13 protein-coding genes are annotated in these 12,761 nt (G+C 58.3%); all 13 read right to left on the bottom strand.

Annotated features, from left to right (window positions below; genetic code table 11):
- Window positions 1–48 precede the first annotated feature (48 nt).
- Window positions 49–861: an acyl-ACP--UDP-N-acetylglucosamine O-acyltransferase gene (gene lpxA / locus AC1DYQ_RS03640; RefSeq protein WP_477685605.1), complete on the bottom strand. Its 813-nt coding sequence runs from the start codon at window positions 859–861 to the stop codon at window positions 49–51.
- 31 nt (window positions 862–892) lie between these two features.
- Window positions 893–1,333, bottom strand: a complete 441-nt coding sequence (gene fabZ / locus AC1DYQ_RS03635; protein ID WP_477685604.1) for a 3-hydroxyacyl-ACP dehydratase FabZ — start codon at window positions 1,331–1,333, stop codon at window positions 893–895.
- A complete protein-coding gene (gene lpxD, locus AC1DYQ_RS03630; protein ID WP_477685603.1) occupies window positions 1,330–2,394 on the bottom strand; it encodes a UDP-3-O-(3-hydroxymyristoyl)glucosamine N-acyltransferase in 1,065 nt (354 codons plus the stop codon). The genes fabZ and lpxD overlap by 4 nt, the downstream gene beginning before the upstream one ends.
- A gap of 48 nt (window positions 2,395–2,442) precedes the next feature.
- Window positions 2,443–2,949, bottom strand: coding sequence for an OmpH/Skp family outer membrane protein (locus tag AC1DYQ_RS03625; protein WP_477669255.1), 507 nt, complete (start codon window positions 2,947–2,949; stop codon window positions 2,443–2,445).
- Window positions 2,949–5,246 (bottom strand): outer membrane protein assembly factor BamA, encoded by a 2,298-nt coding sequence (gene bamA / locus AC1DYQ_RS03620; protein ID WP_477685602.1) that lies wholly within the window; start codon window positions 5,244–5,246, stop codon window positions 2,949–2,951. The genes AC1DYQ_RS03625 and bamA overlap by 1 nt, the downstream gene beginning before the upstream one ends.
- A gap of 13 nt (window positions 5,247–5,259) precedes the next feature.
- Complete coding sequence (gene rseP / locus AC1DYQ_RS03615; protein WP_477685601.1) at window positions 5,260–6,633, bottom strand: RIP metalloprotease RseP; 1,374 nt, start codon at window positions 6,631–6,633, stop codon at window positions 5,260–5,262.
- A 1-nt stretch (window position 6,634) separates the two neighbouring features.
- Window positions 6,635–7,822, bottom strand: coding sequence for a 1-deoxy-D-xylulose-5-phosphate reductoisomerase (ispC, locus tag AC1DYQ_RS03610; RefSeq protein ID WP_477685600.1), 1,188 nt, complete (start codon window positions 7,820–7,822; stop codon window positions 6,635–6,637).
- A gap of 13 nt (window positions 7,823–7,835) precedes the next feature.
- A complete protein-coding gene (locus tag AC1DYQ_RS03605) occupies window positions 7,836–8,696 on the bottom strand; it encodes a phosphatidate cytidylyltransferase (protein WP_477685599.1) in 861 nt (286 codons plus the stop codon).
- Window positions 8,696–9,436, bottom strand: a complete 741-nt coding sequence (uppS, locus tag AC1DYQ_RS03600) for a polyprenyl diphosphate synthase (RefSeq protein WP_477685598.1) — start codon at window positions 9,434–9,436, stop codon at window positions 8,696–8,698. The genes AC1DYQ_RS03605 and uppS overlap by 1 nt, the downstream gene beginning before the upstream one ends.
- A gap of 26 nt (window positions 9,437–9,462) precedes the next feature.
- On the bottom strand, window positions 9,463–10,023 hold the full coding sequence (frr, locus tag AC1DYQ_RS03595; protein ID WP_477685597.1) for a ribosome recycling factor: 561 nt from the start codon (window positions 10,021–10,023) through the stop codon (window positions 9,463–9,465).
- Between the two features lie 52 nt (window positions 10,024–10,075).
- On the bottom strand, window positions 10,076–10,786 hold the full coding sequence (pyrH, locus tag AC1DYQ_RS03590; RefSeq protein WP_036838012.1) for a UMP kinase: 711 nt from the start codon (window positions 10,784–10,786) through the stop codon (window positions 10,076–10,078).
- Window positions 10,787–10,847: 61 nt separating this feature from the next.
- Entirely contained in the window at window positions 10,848–11,762 is a 915-nt protein-coding gene (gene tsf / locus AC1DYQ_RS03585) for a translation elongation factor Ts (protein WP_457280557.1), read from the bottom strand.
- A 127-nt stretch (window positions 11,763–11,889) separates the two neighbouring features.
- Window positions 11,890–12,642 carry a 30S ribosomal protein S2 gene (gene rpsB / locus AC1DYQ_RS03580; protein ID WP_457280556.1) on the bottom strand — a complete coding sequence of 251 codons (753 nt, stop codon included), beginning with the start codon at window positions 12,640–12,642 and terminating at the stop codon, window positions 11,890–11,892.
- Window positions 12,643–12,761 lie beyond the last annotated feature (119 nt).

Below are 12,761 nucleotides of genomic sequence, written 5' to 3'. Positions count from 1 at the left end.
CCTCTCTACGGGCTGGCAGAGGGCTTGGCTCCATCAACGACATAGGTCTTACCGGACAATGCCGCGCTGCGGCGAGGTTTGCTCCAGAAATGAAAGCATCATCTGCACGTCAGGCGCAGCATCCGGGTACTTTTCCGTCAGAGCGGCAATGCGCTCGCGCGATACGTCCAGGGTCAGGTCGTCACGGTACAGCGCTTTGTGCATGGCCTTGACAGCGGAAATTCGCTCCGGTGAAAAGCCCCGTCGCCGTAGCCCTTCAAAATTCATGGAGCGCGCCTCGGCCGGTTGTCCCTGCGCCATGACAAAAGGCGGCAAATCGGCAAACAGCAATGAGCACATGGCGGTGAAACTGTGGGCACCGATTTTCACGAACTGATGCGCGACGGTGAAGCCACCCAGAATCACCCAGTCGCCGACATGCACATGCCCACCCAGTTGGGTGTTGTTGGCAAAAATGGTGTTGTTTCCCACCACGCAGTCGTGCGCCAGGTGCACATAGGCCATGAGCCAGTTGTCATCCCCCACACGGGTCACGCCGCTGTCGCCCGGCGAACCGATGTTGAAGGTACAGAACTCGCGAATGGTGTTGCGGTCGCCGATAACCAGCTCACAAGGCTCACTCGCATATTTTTTATCCTGCGGAATTGCGCCCAGTGAATTGAACTGGAAGATCCGGTTGTCACGGCCAATGGTGGTGTGGCCTTCGATCACGCAGTGGGCGCCTACGGTGGTGCCGGCACCAATCTTCACGTGCGGGCCAATGACCGTGTAGGGACCGACGCTCACAGACTCATGGAGCTGGGCTTGCGGATCCACAATCGCCGTGGCGTGAATGCCCGGCGTGGAAGAAGATGCTGTCATGTCGCGTCAGCCTTGATTTTCACAACCCGGCTCACGCGATCGTGCGCATGGTGCACATCAATTCGGCTTCGCAGGCTATGGTCTCACCTACCCTGGTGGTCCCTTTGAATTTGAAAATGCCGGCCTTCATGCGGTCCAGTGTGACGTCCATGATCAGCTGGTCGCCAGGTTCGACGGGCCGCTTGAAGCGTGCGCCGTCGATGCCGGCGAAATAGTAGACCGTCTTGTCGTCGGGCGTGACGCCCAGCGTTTCGAAAGCCAGCAGCGCAGCCGCCTGCGCCATGGCTTCCAGTATCAATACCCCCGGCATCACCGGGTGATGGGGAAAGTGCCCCATGAAAAAGGGCTCGTTGATCGTGACGTTTTTGAGCGCCTTGATGCGTTTGCCTTTTTCGATTTCCAGCACCCGGTCCACCAGCAGGATGGGATAACGATGCGGCAGTTGTTTGAGAATTTGGTGGATATCCATCATGATTTTTCTTGAGTGTGTCCTGGGTGCAGGATCGCTTTTTCAGCCTCCCTGAGACGCTCACGAAGCGTATGAAGCTGCTTGAGCGTAGCGGCATTTTTTTCCCAGACAGCATTGTCGTCGATGGGAAAGAGACCGGTGTAATGCCCGGGCTTCAAAATGGATCGGGTTACCACCGATGCAGCCGAGACATGCACACCATCGGCGAGCGTCAGGTGGCCCAGCACAATGGCGCCGCCCCCCACTGTGCAATGCGCACCAATCGTGGCACTGCCCGCTACGCCGGCACAGCCGGCCATGGCGGTATGTTTGCCAACCCGGACGTTGTGGCCGATCTGAACCAGGTTATCGAGCTTCACACCGTCTTCCAGCACCGTATCCTGCAGCGCACCGCGGTCAATGCAGGTGTTGGCACCGATCTCGACATCATTGCCGATCTGCACACCACCGAGTTGCTCGATCTTCACCCATTGCCCCTGGTGCGATGCAAAGCCAAAACCGTCGGCGCCGATCACCGCGCCGGAATGTACGATACAGCGCTCCCCGACGCGGCAGCCGTCGGCCACAGTCACGCGCGCCGACAACCGGGTATTCGCGCCAATTTGTGCATGCCGCCCGACGACGCAATGCTCCGCAATCCGCGCATCCGTGCCAATCACCGCGTCTTGGCCAATGCAGGCAAATGCACCGATCGAAACGCCGGACGCCACAGTGGCAGAGGGATCGACATAGGCACTGGGGTGAATGTGCGGAACCACCTGCGGGGAATGCCGCCGCTTCCAGAGTTGGGTGACCAACGCAAAAGCGTGATAGGGATCGTCTGTGACGATGCAAGCGCCCCGCTTGACTGCGGCCTCGCGCGCGGCGGGCGCCACAATGACGCAGACAGCCTCGGACTGCGCGAGCTTGGACAGGTATTTGGGGTGGCTGAGGAAACTCAGGTCCGCGGGACCGGCTGCCTCCAAAGTGGAGAGCCGCTCTATCTGCAGGTCAGGGTCGCCGACAAGTTCGACCTGTACGGCACCGGCCAGGGATTCAACGATATCGGCAAGACGGAGTGTCACACTGCGCCTGCCATTTTCACGATGGTGATCGTGGTGAACACCCCGCAATCAACGGGCAGCGTTCAACGCCTTGATCACCTTGTCGGTGATGTCATGCTTGGGATTGACATAGACCGATTCCTGGAGAATCAGGTCGTACTTTTCCGTCTCAGCCAGTGTCTTCACAACCTTGTTCGCGCGTTCGATGACTTGCTGGAGTTCTTCATTTTTGCGGGTGTTCAGGTCTTCCTGGAACTCACGGCGCTTGCGCTGGAAGTCCCGATCCTGGTCAACAAGCTGCTTTTGCCGTGAAACGCGCTGGCTCTCGGCAAGTGTTGGTGCTTCACGCTCAAACTTGTCGGAGAGGGTTTTCAGCTGCGTCGCCAGATCGTTCAGCTCTTTTTCACGCTTGCTGAATTCCTGCTCGAGTTTGGTTTGAGCGGCTTTCGCGGAATTGGCTTCCCGGAAAATCCGGTCCAGGTTGACAATCCCGACCTTGAACTCCTGCGCACTTGCGGAGAAACCCGCCAATGCAATGGCAACGCCCAGGAAAATTTTGATTGAAAAATGCTTCATTAGAAAGATGTACCAATTTGGAATTGCAACCGCTCTATTCTATCGCCTGGCAGTTTGCGCAGCGGCGTCGCAATGGCGATGCGCAAGGGACCCACTGGGGAAATCCAGCTGATACCGATACCTGTGGAAGCCCGCAGATCATTTACCCGAAAGCGCTCATTTTCACCAAAAACATTGCCCGCGTCTACAAACCCATAGAGGCGCAAGGTACGGTCATTGCCCGCACCAGGAAACGGCGCAATGAGCTCGGCGTTGAGGGTGAGCTTCTTCGGTCCACCGATGGCAAGATCAGACGCATCGCGCGGGCCCAGTGAGCCTTGCTCAAATCCACGCACGGAACCCAGGCCGCCCGAATAGTAGTTCTTGAAGAGCGGATAAGGCTGGCCACTCAGGCCTTTACCCCAGCCAAACTCGCCGTTAAGCGCAATCGTGAACTGCTTGTTGAGGGGAATGTATTTCTGGGCCTGGTAATTCGCTCGCACGAATTTGATGTCGCCAGCGACGCCCCAATCACCATATACGCGCTGGTACAGGCCCGAGGTAGGAACCAGCGCACTGTCGCGGCTGTCGCGCGACCAGCCCACGGTCAGTGGAATCGAGTTGCTTGTATAGCCGAACTGGTTCGCATAGTTCAGGTAGCTCACTGGCAGATTGGTGCCCGGCACGATCTTCAATTGCTCGTAACCAGTACCAAAATAGACCGTGTCATTCTCGGTAAACGGAACACCGAAACGAATGCTTGCGCCCCGCGTTTTCAGGCTGTAGTCACCCCCTTGGCCCGAGGTAGGCTTCGAGGTGCGGTCATAGACATCAATGGTGCGCGAAATACCATCGGCCGTGAAATATGGGTCAATGGTGCTGAGCACAATCTGGCGGTTTGACTTGCTGGTGTTGACTTCAACGCCCAGGTAATTGCCGGAGCCAAAAACGTTTTCCTGCTTGATACCGAATACCAGCGAGAGGCTGTCCGCACTGGAATAGCCCGCACCAAGCTGCAAATTACCGGTTGGTTTTTCAACCACGTTCACCGTGATGTCGACCTGGTCGTTTGTGCCGGTCACTTCCTGCGTTTCTACATTCACATCTGTAAAGAAGCCCAGGCGGTCGACACGGTCGCGGGAAAGCCGGATTTTGTCGCCGTCGTACCAGGACGACTCAAACTGGCGGAACTCGCGACGCACGACTTCATCGCGCGTGCGATTGTTTCCGGCCACGTTGATGCGCCGCACATAAGCACGGCGGGATGGTTCTGCCTGAAGCACAAATGCCACGCGGTTATTGACACGGTCGATTTCCGGCACCGCTTCAACGCGGGCAAAAGCGTAGCCAAAAGTGCCGAAATAGTCGCTGAACGCCTTGGTCGTTTCAGCGACCTCGTCCGCGTTGTAGGCCTCACCAGGCGTGATTTTCACCAGGGTCTTGAACTCTTCTTCCTTGTTCAGGTAGTTGCCTTCAAGCTTGACGCCCGAAACCACAAAACGCTCGCCCTCTGTCACGTTGACGGTGATGGCAATGCTTTGCTTGTCCGGGGAAATCGCAACCTGGGTAGAGTCGATCTTGAACTCGAGGTAACCCCGGGAAAGGTAGTAGGAGCGCAGCGTTTCAATGTCGGCGTTGAGCTTGGTGCGCGAATAGCGATCCGACTTCGTGTACCAGCTGAGCCAGCCACCTGTATCAAGGTCAAAGAGGCTCAGGAGTGTTGACTCGCTGAAGGCCTTGTTGCCTGTAATGTGGATTTCCTTGATCTTCGCGACATCGCCTTCGGTCACACTGAAAGTCAGGTTGACCCGATTGCGTTCGATCGGCGTGACGGTGGTGACGATTTCAACGCCGTAAAGGCTCTTGTTGATGTACTGGCGCTTGAGCTCCTGCTCCGCCTTGTCGGCAAGCGCCTTGTCGAACGGCTGGCCGTCCGCAACACCGGCCTCGCGGAGTGCCTTCTTGAGCGCGTCCTTGTCGAACTCCTTGGCACCCACAAAGTCCACGTCAGCGACAGTGGGACGCTCTTCAACGATCACCACCAATACGTCGCCACTAACTTCAAGCCGCACGTCCTTGAACAGACCCAGTCCAAACAGCGCACGAATGGCGGTGGAACCCTTGTCGTCGTTATAGGTTTCACCGACCCGAAAGGGCAAGGAGGCAAAAATGGTTCCGGGCTCAACGCGCTGCAAGCCTTCAACCCGGATATCACGCACCGTGAAAGGGTCAACGGCCCAAGCCGAACTGGCTGCAAAAAGACCGGCGGCGATAGCGCAAACTGCACGAACTTTGAAGCGATTTATTTGTTTTTGCATGAAATGTAAGGAATTAGCCCAAAAGCCGGGTGACATCGTTAAACAGGGCAACGCACATCATGCCCAGCAGGATAGCAACGCCACCGCGCTGCAACCGGTCCATCCAGGCGTCAGACACGCCCCGGCCGGTGATCCCCTCCCAAAGATAATACATCAGGTGCCCCCCATCCAGAACCGGCAGGGGCAGTAAATTCAGGACGCCAAGGCTCACACTGATAAGGGCCAAAAACAGCAGATAACTGCTCCACCCAAGGCTGGCCGACTTCCCCGCGTAATCCGCAATCGTGAGCGGGCCACTCAGGTTTTTAAGCGACGCCTCGCCTATGACCATTTTCCCCATCATCTTCAGTGTGAGCAGCGAAACCTGCCAGGTACGGACGGCACCTTGCCACAAACCATCGACAGGGCCGTAGCGCACCGTGACAAACTCGGGAGGGGCTCCCACATAGGCCTCAATCCGGGGCACCATCACCCCGTTCACTGCCTTGATCTCAGGCGTCACTTGCAGCGCCAGGGATGCGCCGGCACGGCTGATTTGCCATGTCTGCGGGACAACGGCAGCACCCGTGCCGGTCGAGCGGGCAGAGGTACGTATCACCTCGCGCAGCTGTTGCCCATCCACAATCGCTGTCTCGCCAATGCGAAGCACGAGATCATCGGCACGCAGGCCGGATTTTTCTGCGGCACCCCCCGGCATGACAGTACCAATCACCGGACGGGTCCAGGGGCCGAGAATGCCAATTTTCCTGAACAGATCGGCATCTGCTTCGGGTGCACCCAGCGTACTGAGCGGCAACCGCACAGTCTGCCCTGACGCTGCGCCATCGCTGCCAAGCACCAAGGTGAGGTCGCGACCATCCAGTGCACCTTGAGTGAGCCTCCAGCGCAAGTCTTCAAAAGAATGAACGACCTCTAGGTCGCCACCTTCAAAAGCCGCCTGCTGAACCGTTTCCCCGCCAGCCAGGCCAGCCTTTTCGGCAAGCGATCCTGCCACCGGGCTGGCCAAAATGGCTTTGGGCTCCTGCAAGCCACTCCAGTTGACCACGGCATACAGCACTATGGCCAGCAGCAAATTGGCGGCCGGGCCGGCGGCCACCACAGCAACCCGCGATTTCAGCGGCTGGGTATTAAAAGCCAGATGGCGCTCGGATGGATCCACCGGGGCTTCGCGCTCATCCAGCATCTTGACGTAGCCGCCCAGGGGCAGCATGCCGATGGAAAACTCTGTCGACTTGTTTTTGAGCTTCCAGGTGTAAATAGGTTTGCCGAATCCGATGGAAAATTTCAGGACCTTGATGCCACACGCCACTGCGACGCGGTAATGACCGTATTCGTGCACGGCAATCAGGATACCGAGAGTCACAACGAAAGAAACCAGTGTCAGCATCTCAGGACTCCAGGCGTTGGGTGATTTGAGTGGCAACGCGGCGGGCTTGCTCATCCAGCGCCAGCAAGCCTTCTATATCGTCCACCTGAGAGACTGCCGCAGCCTCCAAAGTTGCATGGTTTACATGATGAATATGGTCGAAGCGGATGCGCCGGTCCAAAAACGCCGCCACAGCAATCTCATTGGCTGCGTTCAGCACCACGCAAGTGCCCGGCGACGCACGCAAACTCTCCCAGGCCAAAGGCAGGCAGGGAAAGCGCTGAAAGTCCGGGACCTCGAATGTCATGGCGGCCATGCGGGCGAAGTCCAGGCGCGCCGTGCCGCTTTCAATCCGCTCCGGCCAGGACAGGCCATAGGCAATCGGCACCCGCATATCGGGCGTACCCAGCTGGGCCATCACCGATGCGTCATGGAACTGCACCATCGAATGGATGATTTGCTGCGGATGGATCACCACCTCGATCTGCTCCGGCACGACACCAAACAGGTACTTGGCCTCTATCACCTCCAAAGCCTTGTTCATCATCGTGGCCGAATCCACCGAAATCTTGCGGCCCATGGAAAAATTGGGGTGCGCGCAGGCCTGCTCGGGCGTTACGTCGCGCAAAGTTGCCGGATCACGGGCGCGAAAAGGACCGCCCGACGAGGTCAGCATGATTTTTTCGATGCGCCGGGGCCACACCGCCGGGTCTTCGGGCAATGACTGGAAAATGGCCGAATGCTCACTGTCAATAGGCAGCAACCGGGCACCTCCTTCACGAACCGCCCGCATAAACACTTCGCCGCCGACGACAAGGGCCTCCTTGTTGGCGAGCAGCAGGCGCTTGCCCGCCTTTGCGGCCGCCATGCACGGGCCCAACCCGGCAGCGCCCACAATAGCGGCCATCACGGTATCCACCAACTCGTGTGACGCTATCATTTCGAGAGCGTCTTGCGCCCATAGAACCTGCACCGGAAGCTGATTTGCCTTGATCTTCTCCGCCAGCAAACAGGCATGCGGCTCACTGGCCATCACCGCGTATTGGGGTTTGAACTGGGCGCACTGCGCCAGCATCAAGTCCGTTTGGGTTGCGGCGCTGAGCGCAAACACCTCAAAGCGCTCAGGGTGGCGGGCGATGACATCAAGCGTGTTGACACCAATGGACCCCGTGGAGCCCAAAACCGTCACACGCTGCTTTTCAAAGGACATACGGGAGCAAAGCCTAAAGGGTAACCAGCATCATCGCCAGGGGCAGCGTGGGCAATAGCGCGTCGACCCGGTCGAGCACGCCGCCGTGGCCCGGCAACAGGCCGCTGGAGTCTTTCACCCCGGCACTGCGTTTGATAAGAGACTCGACCAGATCGCCCACCACACTCATGGCGGCCAGGAAAATAACCGCGAGCAGCATGACGGCCATGCCGTGATGATCAGCCAGGCGGCTGTAAAGCGTGGCGTCAGCCCAGAAGCCACCGCCAATGCCCGCACGGCCCAGCCAGACCAAGGCCAGCGACAGCGCTACCACACCGGCCATGCCGCCCCACACGCCCTCCCAGCTTTTACCAGGGCTGATCGAAGGAGCCAGCTTGCCCTTGCTGAACCGGCCTCCCAGGGCGCGACCCGCAAAGTAGGCAAAGATATCGGCCACCCAGACCAGCAGCAGAACGGACAGCAAAAAGTCAATGCCCGCCACACGGGCCTGTGCCACAGCCAGCCAGGCGACCAACAACGCAGCCAGCCCCCCTGGGAGGCGAATTACTTTGGGTATGCGCGGCCAGCCCGCCACGCCATTGCGCAGCAACCAGCCACCGGCAAGCACCCAGGCAGCACCTGCTGCAGCCCAAAGAAGCGGCAGCGGCTTTACGAGCAGGCCAAAGTACCACGCGAGCGCGCACAGCCCGACACAAACGGCGGCGAGCCCCACAGAGGCTCCCTGCCCGAGCGCATTCAGCCGGCCCCACTCCCAGGCACCCGCAGCAATCAGCAGCAGCGCGACGGCACAAAAGGGCTCTGGCGTCTTGTAGAAAAGGGCTGGCAGCAAAATAGCCAGAAGGGCAATCGCTGTGATCACGCGCTGTTTAAGCATCAGGCCGCCTTTGTATTTTCATTGGTGCTGCAGCCGCTGACCTGGGCGGAGGTCTTGCCAAAGCGTCGTTCGCGAGTCCGAAAGACGGCTATCGCCTCGTCCAGCGCCGTCTCGTCAAATTCAGGCCACAACTTGTCGGAGAAATGCAGCTCTGAATAAGCTGCCTGCCACAGCAAAAAATTACTGATCCGCAACTCACCGCCTGTGCGAATCAGCAGATCCGGGTCCGGCACGTGCGCCAGCGCCATCTCCCGGTCCATTGACAGTTCCGTGATGGCTTCACCGCGGCTGGCCAACCTGTTCGCAGCCTGGGCAATATCCCAGCGGCCACCGTAGTTGAAGCACACATTAAAAACCAGCCGCAGGTTGGTCGAGGTGTCGAGCTCAGCTTGCGCCAACCCTGCCTGGACTTTCTCGGAAAGCCGCTGGCGGTCTCCGACAAAACGCAGTTGCACGCCGTTGGCATTCAGGCTGGGGACTTCCTTGGAAAGAGAATAGGCAAGCAACTCCATCAGCCCGGACACTTCCTCAGCCGGACGGTTCCAGTTTTCGGAAGAAAAAGCAAAAACCGTGAGGACCCTGATGCCCCGATCCAGGCAGGCGCGAACGCAGCGGCTGAGCGAATCGACGCCCTGCTTGTGGCCCGCAATGCGGGGTAAAAACCGTTTGGTCGCCCACCGGCCATTGCCGTCCATGACGATGGCAACGTGGTGCGGGACTATGGGATGGGTGGTGGCCATGGTGAATCAGGCCAGACGACGAGGCGTCAAACCGCCATGATGTCTTGTTCCTTGCCTGCGACCAGTTTGTCGACTTCGGCAATGAAACGGTCCGTGAACTTCTGGATATCGTCCTGAGAACGGCGCTCATCGTCCTCGGAAGCGAGCTTGTCCTTGACGAGTTTCTTGACACCGTCATTGGCATCACGGCGCAGGTTGCGAATAGCCACTTTGGCGTGCTCCCCTTCGGTGCGCACGACCTTGGTGAGTTCGCGACGGCGCTCTTCGGTCATTGCCGGCATGGGCACGCGGATCAGGTCGCCCTGCGCGGCCGGATTGAGTCCCAGGTCTGAATCACGGATGGCCTTTTCGATCTTGGCGCCCATGCCTTTTTCCCAAGGCGAGACGCTGATGGTGCGGGCGTCGAGCAACGACACATTGGCCACCTGGCTGATCGGCACCATGGAGCCGTAATAGTCAACATGCACGGTATCGAGCAAACCGGGGTTGGCGCGGCCCGTGCGGATCTTGGTCAGGCCATTTTTGAACGAATCAATGGACTGCTGCATCTTTTGCTCTGCCTGCTGCTTGACTTCAACAATGCTCATGGTCGAATCTCCGGATTTTTATAGCGAAAAAGAACAAGCTGGGACAGGAGGCTCAGACGTGAACCAGGGTTCCCTCGTCCTCACCCTGCACAACGCGCTTGAGCGCACCGTGCTTGAAAATACTGAACACCTTGATGGGGAGTTTCTGGTCGCGACACAACGCAAAGGCAGTGGCATCCATGACTTCCAGGTTCTTGCCCATGGCTTCATCAAACGTGATGTTGGTGTAGCGCGTGGCTTTCGGGTCTTTCTTGGGGTCCGCAGTGTACACACCGTCGACCTTGGTGGCCTTCAGCACGATCTCGGCGCCAATTTCCGCACCGCGCAATGCGGCCGCCGTGTCGGTGGTGAAAAACGGATTGCCGGTGCCGGCCGCGAAGATGACGACCTTGCCCTCTTCAAGATACTGCAGGGCTTTGGGGCGAACATAAGGCTCGACCACGCGCTCAATGCCGATGGCCGACATCACACGGGCAATCAACCCGGCCTTGTCCATGGTGTCGCCCAAAGCCAGCGCGTTCATCACGGTGGCCAGCATGCCCATGTAGTCGGCGGTGGCGCGGTCCATACCGACGGAACCGCCGGCCACACCGCGGAAGATATTGCCGCCGCCGATCACGACCGCCACTTCGACACCCATGCGGGTGACTTCGGCAATCTCTTCCACCATGCGCACGATGGTCGCACGGTTGATGCCAAAGGCATCATCCCCCATCAAGGCCTCACCTGACAGTTTTAACAAGATTCGCTTGTAGGCTGGCATGTGAGAGCTTTCTTTGTTGGGTTGTCTGAAGTTTAGCGGCCTTCCGGCTGGACTGAAATGCTCAAGCAGCCTTGGCTGCGGCGACCTGGGCGGCGACTTCGGCAGCGAAATCGTCCACCTTTTTCTCAATGCCTTCACCCACGACATACAGCGTGAAAGACTTGATCGTCGTCGCTTTTTCCTTGAGCATCTGCTCAACGGTCTGCTTGTCGTTCTTGACGAAAGTCTGGTTGTACAGGCTGACTTCCTTCAGGTACTTCTGCACGCCACCTTCGATACGCTTTGCAACAATTTCAGCAGACTGAACGGCCTTGCCTTCGGCTTGTGCCTTGGCGGCATCTTCAGCGGCTTTGGCTGCAGCAACCGAGCGCTCCTTGGCGACCAGTTCAGCGGGAACTTCAGCGCTGGACAGGGACACGGGCTTCATCGCCGCCACATGCATGGCGACATCCTTGGCGGCGGCTTCGTCGCCTTCAAACTCCACGACCACACCGATGCGCGTGCCGTGCAGGTAAGAGGCCAGCTTGCTGCCCGAGAAACGCTTGAAGCGGCGCACGCTCATGTTTTCGCCGATCTTGCCGATCAGGCCCTTGCGCACGTCTTCCACCGTCGGACCGAAGCCGTCGAGCGACAAAGGCATGGCGCCAACAGCTTCCACATCGGCCGGGTTGTTCTTGACAATCCCTTCGACCACTGCCTTGGTGAAGGCCAGGAAGCTGTCGTTCTTGGTCACGAAGTCGGTTTCGCAGTTGATTTCCACCAGCGCGCCCACATCGCCTTCGCGGTGCGCAGCCACAACGCCTTCGGCGGTGACGCGGGAAGCGGCCTTGCCGGCCTTGCTGCCGAGCTTGACGCGCAGGATTTCTTCGGCTTTTTCGAAGTTGCCTTCAGCTTCGGTCAGTGCTTTCTTGCACTCCATCATGGGGGCGTCGGTCTTGGCGCGCAGTTCAGCGACCATGCTTGCAGTAATTGCCATCTTTGATTCTCCGTTTTGTCGTTTTTGACACGCTGGAAGCGATCAATTCGCACCCAGCTTTTCGTTAAGTTGTGAAAAAGGGGCTACGCGAGCCCCTTTTTCGCGTCTGGCGCAGAGCCGAAAACTATCAGGCGGCTGCGTTTTCCACTTCCACGAACTCATCCGAGCTCTCAGCCGAAACCGCCTTGACGACGTCGTTCACGGCATTGGCGCGGCCTTCGATGATCGCGTCGGCGATACCGCGGGCGTACAGGGCGACAGCCTTGGAGGAGTCGTCATTGCCGGGGATCACGTAGTCGATGCCGATAGGCGAGTGGTTGGAGTCAACCACGCCGATCAGGGGAATGCCGAGTTTCTTGGCTTCCAGGATCGCGATTTTGTGGAAGCCCACGTCGATCACGAAAATGGCGTCCGGCAGGGCGTTCATATCCTGAATGCCGCCGATGTCTTTTTCAAGCTTTTCGATTTCGCGCTTGAAGGTGAGCTGTTCTTTTTTGCTGATGGAATCAAGGCCGGCTTCCTGCTGGGCCTTCATTTCTTTCAGGCGCTTGATGGAAGTCTTGACCGTCTTGAAGTTGGTCAGCATGCCGCCCAGCCAGCGCTGGTCAACATAGGGAACACCGGCGCGCTTGGCTTCGGTGGCGACGATGTCGCGAGCCTGGCGCTTGGTGCCTACCATCAGGATGGTGCCGCGGTTGGCAGACAGCTGCTTCGCGAACTTCATCGCTTCCTGGTACATCGGAAGCGATTTTTCCAGGTTGATGATGTGAATACGGTTGCGATGGCCGAAGATGTACGGGGCCATCTTGGGGTCCCAGAAGCGGGTTTGGTGTCCGAAATGAACGCCTGCTTCCAGCATTTCGCGCATAGTGGTCGACATAGGAATACTCCAAAAGGTTGTGTCTAAAATCAGCGCTTATCGTCCCGTTAGCCTCTTTCGAGATTTCCGGGGCAACACCTTGAGTGGCTGATTTGCGATTTGCCTTGCAAACAACAAAA

This window comes from Polaromonas sp. P1_F4 (assembly GCF_056405675.1).
Note: the sequence above shows the minus strand (reverse complement) of the source record. Positions and strands in the feature narration are given on the sequence as shown.